The sequence below is a fragment of the Natronincola peptidivorans genome, assembly GCF_900111615.1.
GTDB lineage: Bacteria > Bacillota > Clostridia > Peptostreptococcales > Natronincolaceae > Natronincola_A > Natronincola_A peptidivorans.
In genome coordinates this window covers 142,871-159,339 of record NZ_FOHU01000004.1, presented here as the reverse complement: position 1 = coordinate 159,339, position 16,469 = coordinate 142,871, and the positions used below count along the sequence as shown (strand labels likewise).

13 protein-coding genes and 1 other annotated feature are annotated in these 16,469 nt (G+C 38.0%); all 13 genes read left to right on the top strand.

From position 1 onward, the window contains the following. Positions 1 to 1,044 carry an ABC transporter permease subunit gene (locus BMX10_RS06615; RefSeq protein WP_090441245.1) on the top strand — a complete coding sequence of 348 codons (1,044 nt, stop codon included), beginning with the start codon at positions 1 to 3 and terminating at the stop codon, positions 1,042 to 1,044. After that, the gene (locus BMX10_RS06610) at positions 1,044 to 2,135 is read left to right on the top strand and encodes an ABC transporter permease subunit (protein ID WP_090441241.1); all 1,092 of its coding nucleotides are present in this window, start codon (positions 1,044 to 1,046) and stop codon (positions 2,133 to 2,135) included. Before BMX10_RS06615 ends, BMX10_RS06610 begins: the two co-directional genes overlap by 1 nt. A gap of 73 nt (positions 2,136 to 2,208) precedes the next feature. Then, positions 2,209 to 2,411: a binding site (T-box leader), on the top strand. Between the two features lie 82 nt (positions 2,412 to 2,493). After that, positions 2,494 to 4,080, top strand: coding sequence for a phosphoglycerate dehydrogenase (gene serA, locus BMX10_RS06605; RefSeq protein ID WP_090441239.1), 1,587 nt, complete (start codon positions 2,494 to 2,496; stop codon positions 4,078 to 4,080). A gap of 19 nt (positions 4,081 to 4,099) precedes the next feature. Further along, a complete protein-coding gene (locus tag BMX10_RS06600; RefSeq protein WP_090441236.1) occupies positions 4,100 to 5,179 on the top strand; it encodes a tartrate dehydrogenase in 1,080 nt (359 codons plus the stop codon). An 85-nt stretch (positions 5,180 to 5,264) separates the two neighbouring features. Further along, on the top strand, positions 5,265 to 6,071 hold the full coding sequence (locus tag BMX10_RS06595) for a sugar phosphate isomerase/epimerase family protein (protein ID WP_090441232.1): 807 nt from the start codon (positions 5,265 to 5,267) through the stop codon (positions 6,069 to 6,071). A 543-nt stretch (positions 6,072 to 6,614) separates the two neighbouring features. After that, a complete protein-coding gene (locus tag BMX10_RS06590; RefSeq protein ID WP_090441229.1) occupies positions 6,615 to 7,901 on the top strand; it encodes a dihydroorotase in 1,287 nt (428 codons plus the stop codon). Between the two features lie 69 nt (positions 7,902 to 7,970). Next, positions 7,971 to 8,894, top strand: a complete 924-nt coding sequence (pyrF, locus tag BMX10_RS06585; RefSeq protein WP_090441227.1) for an orotidine-5'-phosphate decarboxylase — start codon at positions 7,971 to 7,973, stop codon at positions 8,892 to 8,894. Between the two features lie 27 nt (positions 8,895 to 8,921). Further along, a complete protein-coding gene (gene carA, locus BMX10_RS06580; protein WP_090441224.1) occupies positions 8,922 to 10,007 on the top strand; it encodes a glutamine-hydrolyzing carbamoyl-phosphate synthase small subunit in 1,086 nt (361 codons plus the stop codon). Beyond that, positions 9,986 to 13,198 carry a carbamoyl-phosphate synthase large subunit gene (gene carB, locus BMX10_RS06575; protein WP_090441221.1) on the top strand — a complete coding sequence of 1,071 codons (3,213 nt, stop codon included), beginning with the start codon at positions 9,986 to 9,988 and terminating at the stop codon, positions 13,196 to 13,198. Before carA ends, carB begins: the two co-directional genes overlap by 22 nt. Next, positions 13,195 to 13,965: a dihydroorotate dehydrogenase electron transfer subunit gene (locus BMX10_RS06570; protein ID WP_090441216.1), complete on the top strand. Its 771-nt coding sequence runs from the start codon at positions 13,195 to 13,197 to the stop codon at positions 13,963 to 13,965. Before carB ends, BMX10_RS06570 begins: the two co-directional genes overlap by 4 nt. Continuing rightward, positions 13,962 to 14,876, top strand: coding sequence for a dihydroorotate dehydrogenase (locus BMX10_RS06565; RefSeq protein ID WP_090441213.1), 915 nt, complete (start codon positions 13,962 to 13,964; stop codon positions 14,874 to 14,876). Before BMX10_RS06570 ends, BMX10_RS06565 begins: the two co-directional genes overlap by 4 nt. 18 nt (positions 14,877 to 14,894) lie before the next feature. After that, entirely contained in the window at positions 14,895 to 15,473 is a 579-nt protein-coding gene (gene pyrE / locus BMX10_RS06560) for an orotate phosphoribosyltransferase (protein WP_208976119.1), read from the top strand. A 71-nt stretch (positions 15,474 to 15,544) separates the two neighbouring features. Next, positions 15,545 to 16,444 carry a phosphatidylserine decarboxylase gene (locus BMX10_RS06555; RefSeq protein ID WP_330387829.1) on the top strand — a complete coding sequence of 300 codons (900 nt, stop codon included), beginning with the start codon at positions 15,545 to 15,547 and terminating at the stop codon, positions 16,442 to 16,444. Positions 16,445 to 16,469 lie beyond the last annotated feature (25 nt).

Sequence of the window (16,469 nt, the reverse complement as noted above, 5' to 3'; positions counted from 1 at the left end):
ATGGAAGGCTTAAAAAACTTCGTAGATAAGGTAGGATATCCTAGACTTATTATAGGAGCATTTTTATTTATTCTATGCGTTATGGCAGCTGTGCTAGCTATTCCAGTTCCTGGTCTTATAGGAGATATTCTCACTCGTGTTGGAATGAATGGAATACTAGTGTTGGCTCTGGTACCTGCTATTCAAGCTGGTGTAGGGCTTAACTTTGCACTACCAATAGGTATTGTATGTGGATTGATAGGAGCCTTAGTTAGTATAGAATTTAAATTAGGTGGCTTTACAGGTTTTTTTACTGCATTAGTAGTAGCAATTCCTATAGCTGCAATCGTTGGATATTTTTATGGACAAATGTTAAATCGCATTAAAGGGCAGGAAATGACAGTAGGAACCTATGTAGGCTTTTCTGTTGTATCTGGAATGTGTATATTTTGGTTGTTAGCACCCTTTAGAAGCCCAGAACTAATATGGGCTGTTGGTGGTAGTGGATTGAGGGTGACCATCTCTCTCGAGTCAACTATAGATAAAGTCTTAAATGGTTTTTTAAGCTTTAATGTTGCGGGTGTTCAAATACCAACAGGTTTATTGGCATTCTTTGCATTATGCTGTATTGCGGTATGGGTGTTTGGAAAAACAAAAAGTGGAGCCATTATGAATGCTGCTGGTGCTAATGAAAAATTTGCAACAGCTACAGGTATTAATGTAAATCAACAAAGGATTTTAGGGATTGTACTATCAACAGTATTAGCTGCCATCGGGATTATTGTTTATAGCCAATCCTTTGGATTCTTACAGTTATATAATGCACCCTTAATGGCTGCATTTCCTGCAGTTGCAGCTATATTAATTGGAGGCGCCTCTATTAAAAAAGTTGCTATTTCCCATGTTATTATAGGAACCTTTTTGTTTCAAGCACTATTAGTTGTATCACTTCCTGTTATCAATATATTAGCTGATGGAAGCATGTCAGAGGTTATTCGAGCTATTGTTCAAAATGGTATTATTCTTTATGCCTTAACGAGAGAAACAGGAGGTGACCTAGCATAATGGACAATCATTTGCAAATAGAAGAAATAAAAGTGAAGAAACAAACGAATGTAGAACGCATAATGGGATTTATTGTACCAATTGTATTTATTGTTTTATGTGCAGTAGGTTATTACCTCTCTGAATTACCATTTATTTTTGTATTAAATGAAGTAATTATAAGACTTGGAAGAAACTCATTTTTAGTTATTTCTTTGATCATACCAGTTATTGCTGGAATGGGCCTAAATTTTGGGATTGTTTTAGGTGCTATGGCAGGTCAAATGGCTCTAATTTTCATTACCAATTATTCTTTAGAAGGGGCAGGTGGACTTCTCATAGCTATTTTGGTCTCTACTCCTGTAGCCATTGTATTTGGTTACTTAGTAGGTAGAGTTTTGAATAAAGCAAAAGGAAAAGAAATGATTACCAGCATGATTCTAGGCTTTTTCTCTAATGGTCTGTACCAGCTTATTTTTCTCTTATTTGCAGGAACGATTATTCCGTTCAAAAAAGAGGGATTGCTTTTATCCACTGGAATGGGGCTTAGAAATAGCGTAGACCTTGCGGGAGTACGATATGCTATGGATGATATTATAAAAATTAGACCTTACCCCGGATTAACTGTACCTGTATTCACACTTGTGGTTATAGTGCTTTTATGCTTGACCCTAACCTTTTTCCTAAAAACAAAATTAGGTCAAGAAATGCGGACAGTAGGACAGAATATGCATATCGCTCAAGTGGCGGGAATTAATGTTGATAGAACAAGAATTATTGCTATTATTATTTCCACTGTACTAGCTGCGTGGGGACAAATCATATTCTTGCAAAACATTGGTACTTTAAATACCTATGGAAGTCATGAACAGGTGGGACTTTTTGCTGTAGCATCTCTATTGATTGGAGGAGCTTCTGTTACAAAGGCTACCTACAGACAGGCATTAATGGGAACATTCATGTTCCATATGTTATTTATCATTTCTCCTATGGCGGGACAAAATTTAATGAACGACAGTCAAATCGGAGAATTCTTTAGAGTATTTGTGGCTTATGGCGTTATTGGATTGGCATTACTGCTTCATGCATGGCAGAGAAGAGGAAAAAAATAAAAATTAAAAAAATTCTTGACAAAGGATATTAGCCGTAGTAGGATATAGATTAAATATATATCACTACATATTTTAAAATGCTATGAAGGAAAATAGTAAACAGCAGGAAGGTCATAGAGAGCCAATGGTTGGTGGAAATTGGCACTGGAAGCTGTTGAATCTACTCTGGAGCAGACGGGGATGAACCCGTTCCGGTTAAATACCGTTATATCCTTAGAGGTCATGGATCATGACAAAACAAGGTGGCACCACGTGAGTATAGCTCTCGTCCTTGGCATTATGCCAAAGACGAGAGCTTTTTATTATTCAAATAATTTATTACATTAGCGGAGTAATGTAGAAAAGGGAGGAAAAGCAAATGAAGGTATTGGTAACAGAAAAAATAGCAGATAAGGGCATTGAAGCTTTAAAAAATTCTGGAATGGAAGTAGATGTAGACTTTCAGCTATGTGTTGAAAGAGAAAGATTATTGGATGTCATCAAAAATTATGATGCTATTGTGGTAAGAAGCGTTACAAAGGTAAATGAAGAATTTTATCAGCATGCCACAAACTTAAAGGTGGTGGGTAGAGCAGGAAATGGAGTAGACAATATTGAAATGGAGGGAGCTACAAAAAGAGGCATTATTGTAGTAAATACTCCTGAAGCCAATACAGTTTCTGCTGCAGAGCATTCTATTGGTTTATTGATTGCATCCTGCAGAAACATTCCTCAAGCCAACGGCTTTATCAAAAATAGAAATTGGGATCGCAGTGGCTTCAAGGGTGTAGAACTACAGGGAAAAACCCTAGGAATTGTAGGATTAGGTAGAATAGGTTCTTTGGTAGCCACAAGAATGCAATCCTTTGGTATGAAGGTAGTTGCTTATGATCCTTATATCACAGAGGAGCGCTTTAAAAAATTTGGTGTAGAGAAAAAGGAAAAACTTGAAGATTTAGTTAAGGAATCTGATTTTATATCTATTCATACTCCTAAGACAGAAGAAACCTTTGGTATGATTGGAGAAAAAGAGTTTAAGCTGGCGAAAAAGGGTGTAAGAGTTGTAAATTGTGCAAGAGGTGGCATCATCTGCGAGGATGCATTGGTAAAGGCTATGAAGGAAGGAATAGTAGCTAGTGCTGGAATAGATGTTTTAGTGGATGAACCTAATACAACTTCACCATTATTGGATATTGACAATGTTATTATCACACCGCATTTAGGTGCAGATACAGTAGAAGCACAGGACAATGTAGGGGTTACAATTGCCCATGAAGTCGTTAGTGCACTAAAGGGAGAAATGGTACCCAATGCAGTAAATCTTCCAACCCTACATCACCACGAGCTAGAATCCCTACAATCTTATTTGGAGCTGGGAGAAGTTTTAGGAAAGCTGTATCATCAGTTGGAAAGAGACGCCATCCAAAAAATAGAAGTAATTTATAGTGGGGCGGTAGCAGAAATGGAAACCTCTGTGATTACCTTAGCCATTCTAAAGGGAGTTTTTGAACCCATTTTGAAGGAAAGAGTAAACTATGTAAATGCAAGTTTAATTGCAAAAAACAGAGGAATAAGCGTGGTAGAGAGTAAAGAAACAGTAAACGGAAACTATATGAATAAAATCAGAGTAAATATTGTAACAAAGGATAAAACCTTCACCGTAGCAGGTACGATATTTGCTAAAAAGGATGCTAGGATAGTAGAAGTAAATGGCTTCGAATTTGATGTAATACCAATGCCTTATATGCTGGTGGCAAATAATCATGACAAACCAGGGATGATTGGGCAGATGGGTACATTGTTAGGGGCAAGCAAGGTAAATATTGCAACCATGCAGGTTAGTAGGAACTTTAAAGCCAAAGAAGCTATGATGTTTTTAACAGTGGATTCAGAGGTAGCTAAGGAAACCTTGAATCTAATCGGTAATATAGACGGTATCATAAAAATCAATTTTGTAAAGCTTTAAAATAGGGGGATGACAAAGAATGAAAAGATTTAAAATCGCCGTGATTCCAGGAGACGGCATAGGAAATGAAGTAACAGCTGAAGGAATAAAGGTTTTAGATGCTTTTGCAGCATATAAAGGAAATATTGGCTTTGATTATGAATTTTTCCCATGGGGATGTGAATATTATTTAAAAACAGGAAACATGATGGAGGAGGATGGACTAAAGACTTTAGAAAAGTTTGATGCCATCCTGCTAGGAGCAGTAGGTGACCCTTCTGTACCAGATCATATCTCCCTACATGGACTTCTTATAAAAATAAGACAGGGATTTAATCAATCCATCAATCTAAGACCTGTAAAGCTATTACCCGGGGCTCCATGTCCCCTGAAGGATAAAAAGCCTGAAGATATTGATTTCGTAGTGATACGAGAAAATGTTGAAGGGGAATACTCCGGAGTAGGGGGAATCCGTTTCCCCGATAGACCAGAGGAAACCGCCATACAAACCTCGGTTTTTACAAGAAAAAATACTGAGAAGATTATGGATTACGCCTTCAAGTTAGCTCAAAAGCGAAATAAATTTAATAAGGTAACCAATGTTACAAAATCCAATGCGTTAAACTACAGTATGGTATTTTGGGATAAGATTTTTCAAGAAGTTGCAGGAAACTATGAAGAGATCACCACAGAGACTACCCATGTGGATGCAGTAAGCATGTATTTTATTCAAAAACCAGAGGCATATGATGTGTTGGTGGCTTCTAACCTATTTGGAGATATCATTACGGATCTAGGGGCTGCCCTACAGGGAGGTCTTGGATTTGCCGCCAGCGGAAACTTAAACATAGAAAAAGAATATCCGTCAATGTTTGAACCAGTACATGGTTCTGCCCCAGATATCAAGGATAAAGGCATTGCCAATCCAATGGCTATGATATGGACTGCCAAGATGATGCTGGACTTTCTTTTAGAGGATTCTGATACAGAAGCCATTATCAAAGCCATCACTGAGGTATTGGTGGAGGGAAAAACCCTTACACCTGATTTGAAGGGAAATGCTAAAACCTCTGAAGTGGGAGATGCAGTGTGTGAGAAGCTAAAAAGCATCTTAGGTTAAAGGCAGGATGTAGAAAAGTTAAATCTAAGATTTTTTCAAGAGGGAGTTTATACTCCCTCTGCAATGATTATTAGGAGTGATTTGTATGGATGGCAAAAAAATACTAGACAGAGTTGGTTATGCAGCTACACTAGGCGAAAAAGACTTTATATCTGCAATTGATTTTGCAGTGAAGCATGGATTCTCCGCTATTGAAGTCAATCTAAACGTCCCAGCCTTCTTTCCTGAAAGGTACAATCAGCAGCAAAGGAAAGAAATAAAACAAAAAGTAGAGGGAGAAGGGATTGCACTAAGCTTTCATGCCCCGGAGGACATTCCCCTATATCACCTGCATCCTGTTGTAAGAAGAGCTGGATTAGAACGACTAAAGGAATGTATTGATTTCGGTGGAGAAATTGGAGGAAAAAGAATAACCTTTCACCCAGGAGCATCTGTTTGTTTTACCCAGACAGATAAAAAGATATATCTTCAGGAGATATATGCTGAGGAATTTACTACCTTATTCAAGGAAGCCTTGATAGAGTTAAGGGATCATGCAGCAGGTAAAATCATGCCATGTGTGGAAAATGTAGGAAATTTTAATGAAGATATAAGAAATGTTTTAAAGGAATTACTACCTCAAGGGAATCTCTATCTAACATGGGATATAGGGCATTCTTTTGGACAAGAGGATAACCAAAGCTTTTTCAAGGAAAATTTAGCTTATATAAGAAACTGCCATATCCATGACCATAATGGTACTCAGGATCATCAGGTGATTGGGGAGGGGAAAACAGATTTTCTTTATTATTTTGAACTTTTACAAGAAATAGACACCTCCTTTATAGTAGAGGTTCGCCCTATAGAAAAGGCTTTGATTTCTAAAGAGAATCTTAAAAGGTTACTATTATAGATATCTAATTTGAAAGATATAATTATACGATGTAGTTTCTGGAAAACCTACAGTTTTATACTTCAATTTGGATATGCTAAAGAGCTACATTTGCAGTCCCTAGCTGTGGTTTTGAGCTAGGGGCGAAACCGTAGACCTGTGCATAGCCAAATTGTGCATTGCCACTATTTGTAAATTAGAAAAATGTATAATTTAATTTCTGAGCTTGGGTATCTATAGGAAATGAATAAAGATATGAAATATAATCATTGACAACAGGAAGGAACTTATGATAACATACATTAAAATGCATAGTTATAAAACCTTTAAGTTGGTCCGGAGAGGCCAGAAAGGATGACGTGAAATGACAAGTATGTTGGTCAATGTATTTGAAGTGCTTAACGTATCTATAAATATGAAAAAAACAAGGACAATAAAAGGTTATGTTATTTAGATAATAATCTTTTTATTGTCCTTTTTGTTTTTAAATAAAGAAGAATAACACACACTATAGAGAGTATGAAGCAATGTGATAGAGCTATCAAGATAAAAAGGAGTGAGAAAATGAAGTTATTAATCAAAGGTGGCAGAATTATAGACCCCATATCCAATACAGATGAAATATTAGATCTACTCATAGAAAATAAAAAAATTATTGCTATCGAAAAAAATATAGATGCAAAAGCAGATCGAGTAATAGATGCCACAGATCACTGGGTTGTACCAGGATTAATCGATATCCATGTGCATTTAAGAGAACCTGGATTTGAAGAAAAGGAAACCATAGCAACAGGCAGTCAAAGTGCTGCAAGGGGAGGATTTACCACTATATGCTGTATGCCTAATACCAAACCCGCCATCGATAACAAAGAAAGAGTAACCTATATCATGAATAAAGCTAAAAAAGAAGCAAGTGTCAATGTTTTACCAATAGGAGCCATTACTAAAGGACAGGAAGGAAAGGAATTAGCAGCTATTGAAGAAATGCTGGAGGCAGGAGTATGTGGTATCAGTGAGGATGGGAAAACAGTCCTAAATGCTGCACTGATGAAGGAAGCTCTAAATCTGGCGGCACAATTGAAGATACCAGTTTTCTCCCATTGCGAAGATCATTTCTTAGCAGATAATGGTGCTATGAATAAAGGAAAACGCTCGAAGGAGCTAGGAATAAAAGGGATATCATCAGATGCAGAGGATATCATCACTGCCAGAGATATCTTTTTGGCTAGAAACCTAAATGTAAAGCTGCATCTCTGTCATGTCAGTACAAAAGGGGCAGTAGAAATACTTCGAGATGCTAAAAAAACAGGGAATCAGGTAACAGCGGAGGTATGCCCCCATCACTTTATTTTAACAGAGGAAGCGGTAACCAAAGAAAACACAAATACCAAAATGAATCCACCCCTAAGAACCTATCAAGATATAGAAAAAATCAAAGAAGCCTTAAAGGATGGAACAATAGAAATTATAGCAACAGATCATGCGCCTCATCATGAGAAGGATAAAAAGCTTCCTTATGAAAAAGCAGCCTTTGGTATCGTAGGATTGGAAACAGCAGTTCCTCTTACTATCACAGAGCTGGTAGAAAAGGGTGTTCTAACGCCTCTACAGATGATGGAAAAGATGAGTACCAATCCTGCTAAGCTTTTAGGCTTAGATAAAGGAGAATTGAAACTAGGAAAAACAGCAGATATCACCATCATAGACCCAAAAGACTCCTACAATATTAATGTAAAAGCCTTTGTGTCCAAAGGGAAAAATAGTCCTTTCCATGGAAAAAGCGTAAGGGGTAAAGTGAAGTATACCATTGTAGAAGGGAAGATTGTTTTAGATAATGGGGAGTTAGTATAGATGTTTGAAATGCGGCTGAAATTTTAAAATAGTGATAAAAAACTTTGAAATATTCAGGAGGTTAGGGAAATGATTGATTCATTGATTGATAAAATTGAAGCATTACAGAATCCAACAGTTGTAGGATTAGACCCTAGATTGAGTTTTGTACCTGAGCATATAAAAAAGGAAGCATATGAAGCCTATGGCAAAACTCCAAAGGCAGCTTCAGGAGCTTTTCTAAGATTTAACCAAGAAATTATTGATGCGGTACATGATCTAGTGCCGGCGGTAAAGCCACAGATAGCAATGTATGAGCAATATGGAGCAGAGGGAATACAAGCCTATATTGATACCATTCAGTATGCAAAGAAAAAAGGACTAATTATTATTGGAGATATCAAAAGAAGCGATATTGCCTCCACAGCTGAGGCTTATGCTGATGGGCATATTGGCGAAGTAAAGATAGAAGAAAAAAGCTATACTATTTATCAGGAGGACACAATAACCTTAAATCCTTACCTAGGCTCTGATTCCATCGAGCCTTATCTAGGGCATTGTAAAAACTATAGCAAGGGCCTATTTATTTTAGTGAAAACCTCCAATCCCAATAGTGGAGAAATACAGGATTTAGAGATAGAAGGTAAAAAGCTTTATGAAAGAATAGGGAAAATGGTAGATACCTGGGGAAAAGATTTAGTGGGGGAGAGAGGCTATAGCGCAATAGGAGCAGTGGTAGGTGCAACTCATCCTCAGCAGGCAGCAGAGCTTCGAAGGATTATGCCAAAAACTTATTTCTTGGTACCAGGATATGGAGCACAAGGAGCCACTGCAAAGGATTTAAAAAATTACTTTAACAAAGACGGGTTAGGGGCCATCATTAACTCTTCAAGAGGGATTATTGCAGCTCACCAAAAAGACCTATATAAAAATCAATACAAAGAAAAGGAATTCGCATTAGCAGCTAGAGCAGCAGTATTAGATATGAAAGAGGACCTACAGCAGATATTTTAGGATAAAAGAGAAGGGGGATGAAGGGATATGAAAGCAAAATTAGTCTTAGAAAATGGCAGTATCTTTGAAGGTAAAGCCTTTGGACATATCCAAGAGACAGTAGGAGAAGTGGTATTCAATACAGGGATGACGGGTTATCAGGAGATATTGACAGACCCCTCTTATTATGGGCAAATGGTTGTAATGACCTATCCTTTAATAGGAAACTATGGGATTAACCTTGAAGATATAGAATCATCCTCCCCAAAGGTAAAGGCGCTTATTGTAAGAGAGAAGGCTTCTCATCCAAGCAATTGGAGATGCGAAATGGATTTAGAAGGATATCTAAAGGAAATGAAGATTATGGGTTTTGGAGGGATTGACACTAGAGCCTTAACGAAAATCCTTAGAAATCATGGAACCATGAAGGGAATCATTGTTGTAGAGGAACCATCCCAAGAAGAAATGAAAAGAAAAATGGCAGCCTTCCATAACCATGATGCAGTCCAAAGAGTTACTACAAAACATCCTTATATTATAGAAGGAACTGGAAAGCATATAGCTATTATTGACTATGGAATTAAAGAAAATATTTTAAGATCCTTTCGTAAAAGAAACTGCAGCATGACGATTTTTCCAGCCCATGTAAAGGCTAAAGATATATTAAAGGTAAATCCTGATGGCGTCTTTCTATCTAATGGTCCTGGAGACCCTAAAGTTTTAGCAGAGGCAATCGAGACCATTAAACAATTGATAGGAAAAAAGCCTATTCTAGGAATTTGTTTAGGACATCAGCTTTTAGCACATAGCTTAGGGGGAGATACAGAAAGGTTAAAGTTTGGACATCGAGGCTGTAATCATCCTGTAAAGGACCTTATGAAGAAAAAAGTGTTTATCACCTCTCAAAACCACGGCTATGTAGTGAAAAAGGAAAGTCTGCCAGAGAATGTTGACATAACCCATGTTAACCTAAATGATGATACTGTAGAGGGAATGCAGCATAAGGAGTTACCCATCTTTAGTGTGCAGTTTCACCCTGAAGCATCACCAGGCCCTCAGGACACCGCTTATATATTTGACAGATTTATGGAGCTATTGGAAGGAGGATACAAATGCCAAGAGATTATTCAATAAAAAAAGTATTGGTGATTGGTTCAGGACCGATTATTATTGGACAGGCAGCTGAATTTGACTATGCAGGGACACAAGCCTGTAGAGCATTAAAAGAAGAAGGAATTGAAGTGGTTTTGATCAATAGTAATCCTGCTACCATTATGACAGATAAAGAAATGGCAGATAAAATCTATATTGAGCCACTGACTATTGAATTTTTGGAAAAGGTCATTGCAAAAGAAAGACCAGATAGCCTTTTGGCGGGTATGGGAGGTCAAACAGGATTAAATCTTGCGGTAGAGCTTCATGATAAAGGGATATTAGAAAAATACAATGTAAGAATCATTGGTACATCTGTAGAAGCCATTATTAAGGGAGAAGATAGAGAACTTTTTAAGCAGCTGATGGAAGATCTCCAACAGCCTATTGTAGAAAGTGAAATTATCACAAACCTGGAGGATGGCTTTCAGTTTGCCAATCGAGTAGATTACCCAGTTATTGTAAGACCAGCTTATACCCTAGGAGGTACAGGGGGCGGCATTGCTAATGACGAGCTAGAGCTAAGAGAAATCTTAGGACAAGGACTACAGATGAGTAGAGTGGGACAGGTATTATTAGAAAAGAGTATTAAAGGCTGGAAGGAAATTGAGTACGAAGTAATGCGGGATCAATATGGCAACTGTATTACAGTATGCAATATGGAAAACATTGATCCTGTGGGTGTGCATACGGGAGATAGTATTGTTGTAGCTCCCTCTCAAACCCTTTCGGATAAAGAGTATCAAATGCTAAGGACTGCTTCCATCAATATTATTAATGCTATTGAGATAGAGGGAGGCTGTAATGTGCAGTTCGCTTTAGACCCCAACAGCTTTCAGTATGCCGTGATAGAAATTAATCCGAGGGTAAGTCGTTCTTCAGCTTTAGCTTCAAAGGTAACGGGATATCCTATAGCAGCCGTCGCTGCAAAAGTTGCCTTAGGCTATGGATTAGATGAAATAAGAAATGCAGTCACGGAGAAAACCTACGCCTGCTTTGAACCAACACTGGATTATGTAGTGGTAAAAATCCCTAAATGGCCCTTTGATAAATTTCATCAGGCAAATAGAGCTTTGGGAACAAAAATGATGGCAACGGGAGAGATTATGGCTATAGGCAATAACTTCGAAGCAGCCCTGTTAAAGGGAATACGGTCTCTAGAAATAGGACAATATACATTGGAGAGAAAAATTCCACAAATTAAAACCCTTGAAGAACTGAAAAAGAAGGTGCAAATGCCGGATGATGAAAGAATATTCGATGTTGCAGAAATCCTAAGAAAAAACTATCGCATGGAAAAAGTCTGTGAAATAACAGGAATAGACAGCTTCTTTGTAGAAAAAATAAAGGGTATCGTCATGGAGGAAGAGAACTTAAAGCAAACCCCTATAGAGAAGCTGACAAAGGAATGGTTGAAAAAATTAAAGAAAAAGGGATTTTCTGATAAGGGAATAGGAGATTTGATGGGATGTAGTCCAGAGAAAATATACAATCTTCGAAAACAATGGAACATAGTAGCTACCTATAAAATGGTGGACACCTGCGGTGGAGAATTTGAAGCTGTATCTCCCTATTATTATTCCACCTATGATGAGACGGACGAAGTAGAAATTACCAATAAAAGAAAAGTCATGGTGATCGGCTCTGGACCCATCAGAATAGGACAAGGGATTGAGTTTGACTACTGCTCTGTCCACAGTGTTTTAGCTTTGCAAGCAGCAGGGATTGAAACCATCATTGTAAACAACAATCCAGAAACCGTAAGCACTGACTTTAATATATCTGACAAGCTATATTTTGAACCACTGACTGAGGAGGATGTTTTAAATATTGTAGAAAAAGAAAATCCTGATGGCGTCATTTTACAGTTTGGAGGGCAAACCGCCATCAAGCTGGCGAAATTTTTTAGACAGATGGACATACCCATTTTAGGCACAAAGCCAGAAGAAATAGATACTGCCGAAGACAGAGAAAAGTTTGATGCATTGATGGAAAGATTAAACATACCAAGACCACAGGGGAAAACAGTAATGACGATAGAAGAAGGAATTAGAGAAGCCAATGCAATAGGATATCCAGTATTAGTGAGACCCTCCTATGTACTGGGGGGTCAAGGTATGGAGATTACCTATGATGAAAAAGAATTAAAAAGATATTTAAAGGAAGCTTTTATTAGAGATAAGAAAAATCCTGTGTTAATTGATAGATATCTTACAGGAAAAGAGATAGAAGTCGACGCTATTTCTGATGGAGAGGAAATATTGATTCCAGGTATCATGGAGCACTTAGAAAGAGCAGGGGTACACTCTGGTGACAGCATATCTATTTATCCTAGTCAAAAGGTATCCCAAGAAATGAAGGAAAAAATTGTTGAATATACTAAAGACATTGCATTAGCCTTAAAAGTAAAGGGAATGATCAACATACAGTTTGTTGAATTTGAGGGTGAATTGTACGTTATTGAAGTAAATCCACGATCCAGCAGAACAGTACCCTTTATAAGTAAAGTAACGGGGGTGCCGATGGTTGCATTGGCTACAAGAATGATGTTAGGAGATCAGTTGAAGGATTTAGGTTATGGTACAGGGATATATCCTGAGGGAGAAATAGTTGCCGTCAAGGTGCCTGTTTTTTCTACAGAAAAACTGCCAATGGTAGAAATGAGTTTAGGACCAGAAATGAAATCTACTGGAGAAGTATTAGGGGTAGCTAAAACCCTTCCAGAAGCTATGTACAAGGGCTTTATAGCTGGGGGAATGAAACTTCCACAAAGAGAAGGAAAAATACTAGCCACCTTGAAGGATTATGATAAAGAAGAATTTGTAGAACTAGGGATGCGACTGCATAAAAAGGGCTATCAATTTATTGCCACAGGAGGAACAGCAGCTTACTTAAAAGAGCATGAGATACCTGCAGGAGAGATCAGAAAAATAAGTGAAGGGGTTCCAAATGTATTAGATGTTATTAGAAGCGGCAGAGTAGAGCTAGTGGTCAATACCCCTACCAAAGGCCATGATGCAAAACGAGATGGTTTTAGAATAAGGAGGACAGCTATGGAGGCTTCTGTAAATGTCTTGACCTCTCTAGATACACTAAAAGCCATGCTGGAGATTATGGAAAGCAACATTACCATTGAGGGGTTAGATGTCATAGATTTAGGAGGTACAGCATGAAAAAAAATCTAAAAGCTAGAATAACAACAAATCACGAAATTGCTCCAGGAATTTATGAGATGATTATATTGTCGAAGGAGCTTTCTTTAGAAGGATTTCCCGGGAAATTTGTAAATTTATATTTAGAGGATGGAAAGCATCTACTGCCAAGACCTATAAGCATCTGTGAAATAAACGCTAAAGAACAGGTTTTAAGGTTGATTTACGCTGTTTTAGGAAAGGGAACAAAAAAATTGTCGATGATGAAGGAAAATCAAGAGATTCATGTGCTAGGGCCATTAGGGAATGGGTTTACAGTAGAGAAGGGGACAGGAAAAAACATCGTCATTGGTGGCGGAGTTGGGGTTCCGCCGTTGCTGGAGCTGGTAAAGCAGCTTGAAGGAGCTACTGATGTCTACTTAGGATTTCGCTGCAACCCCTTTCTAGTAGAAGATTTTAAAAAATATGCTGATAATGTATATCTAGCTACAGAGGATGGTTCTGAGGGACATAAAGGGAATGTATTAGAATTATTAAAGCTCCAAAACCAAGAAGGAGACATGATTTATAGCTGTGGACCAAAGCCGATGCTGAAGGCAGTCAGTGAATGGGCAAAGAACCATAATATTGATGCTGAATTATCCTTAGAAGAAAGAATGGCCTGCGGTATAGGCGCCTGTCTTGTATGTACCTGTAAAGCAGCAGAAACTGGAGATGAAGACTGGGAATATAAGAGGGTATGCAAGGATGGTCCAGTTTTTTCAAGGGATGAGGTGATGTGGGAATGATGCGACCAAGCTTGAAGGTGAATATTGGAGGAATAGAATTAGAAAATCCCATTATGACAGCCTCGGGAACCTTTGGCAGCGGAAAAGAATATGGGGATTTTGTAGATCTAAACCGTCTAGGGGCGGTGGTAGTAAAGGGCGTTTCAAGTGTAGCGTGGAAAGGAAATCCCACTCCAAGGGTGGCAGAGACCCATGGCGGGATGTTAAATAGTGTTGGACTGCAAAATCCTGGTGTAGAGGAATTTATTAAAAAGGATATTCCTTTTCTCAGAGGATATGATACAAAGATTATTGTTAATATTGCTGGTAAAACAGTAGAGGAATACTGCGCTGTGGCAGAAAGATTATCTAAGGAAGATGTAGATATGATCGAATTAAACATCTCCTGTCCAAATGTCAAGGAAGGGGGCGTTTCCTTCGGTACAAATAGAGATATGGCGGAATATGTTACTAGAGAAGTAAAAAAATATACAAAACAGCCCCTTATTGTAAAGCTAAGTCCTAATGTAACAGATATTGTAGAAATAGCGAAGGCAGCAGTAGATGGAGGTGCTGATGCCTTATCCTTAATAAATACCCTGACGGGAATGGCCATTGATATACACAAAAGAAAGCCGATATTAGCCAATGTAGTAGGAGGGCTTTCAGGTCCAGCCATTAAGCCAGTAGCTGTGAGGATGGTCTACCAAGTGGCACAGGCTGTTAAGGTACCTATTATAGGAATGGGTGGTATTATGACAGGTGAAGATGCAGTTGAATTCATGCTGGCGGGGGCTACAGCTGTAGCAGTGGGCACAGCAAACTTTATGAACCCAACAGCTACAACAGATATATTAGAAGGAATAGAAAAGTATATGAGCCAGTATAAGATAAAGGATATTAAGGAAATTCAAGGGAGTTTAATGATATAAAACAAGGAGGAGCTTAAGATGATGAAGAAAGAAAGAGTAATAGAGATCTTAGAAAAATCAGGGGTTTTATTAAATGGACACTTTTTGTTGACCTCTGGACGTCACAGTAATCAGTACATGCAATGTGCACAGATACTACAGTATCCAGAGTATACTGAGGAAATTGCAAAAGGGTTGGCGGAAGAATTCCAACAGGATGCTATAGATGTTGTTGTAGGACCGGCTGTGGGAGGTATTATTTTTGCCTATGAAGTTGCAAGACAGTTAGGGGCAAAAAACGTATTTGCAGAAAGAGAGGACGGTAAGATGACTCTAAGGAGAGGCTTCTCTATTCCTGTTGGCGCTAGAGTTTTGGTGGCAGAGGATGTTGTAACTACAGGGGGATCTGTGAAAGAGGTTATAGAGGTCGTCAAAGGGCAAGGTGCAGAGGTGATAGGTGTAGCAGTATTAGTAGACCGAAGCAATGGTACTATTGATTTTGGTACAAAGCTCAAGGCGGCTTTAACCACAGAGGTTATTTCCTATGAAGCAGAAGAATGCCCCCTGTGTAAGGAAGGTAAAATGCCTGCTATAAAGCCAGGCAGCAGAAAGATCTAGAAATATTACTATTCATGAAGTCTCTTTGTTGGTATAATAGTATTGAGAATATAACCACAGAGGATGAGATGATGGAGATTTATTATATAGATAGAAAAACAGGAAAAAAGAAAAAGGAAACTGTGGCTGGGGATGTGTTTTTAAGGTGGATGTATGAAACACGGATAGGCAACAGTATTTTGGAAAGCATATTAAAAAAGAAGCTTTTTTCTAGCTTTTATGGGAGACTACAGGATTTACCTAACAGCAAAAGGAAAATAGCTTCCTTTGTGAAGCAGCTTGAAATCGATATGGCAGAGGCAGAGATAGAGGACTTATCTCAATATAAGAATTTTAATGAATTCTTTATTAGGAAACTAAAAAAGCACGCTAGACCCATATGTGAAGCAAAAGAGGTTTTTATTTCCCCTGCTGATGGCAGGATGCTTGCCTATGAAAATATTGATATAAAAAAGCTTATTCAAGTAAAGGGCCAGGAATACTCTTTAGAGGAACTAATACAGAACAAGGAACTGGCACAACAATATGCTGGAGGAACTTGCTTGATTGTAAGATTAAATCCTTCAGACTATCACCGTTTTCATTTTCCTGATGGAGGTATTCCTGAAGAATCTATAAAAATCGAAGGAGACTATTATTCGGTTAATCCTATAGCATTAAGAAAAAAAGCAACAATCTACTGTCAAAACAAAAGAGAAATTACTTTCTTTCAATCAGATCATTTTGAAAAAATTCTTATGATGGAGGTAGGCGCCACCTGTGTAGGTACCATTATTCAAACTTATTCACCCAAAAGGAGAGTGGAAAAAGGTGAAGAAAAAGGCTACTTTAAATTTGGAGGTTCCACTGTGATTTTGTTTCTACAAAAGGGCGTTTTAAAGATAGATGAGGACATCATAGAAAACACAAACCAAGGTATAGAAACAAAAGTAAATATGGGAGAAAAAATAGGTAGACAATTCACAAGCTGAGGATTAATTCCTTAAGCTTGTTTTC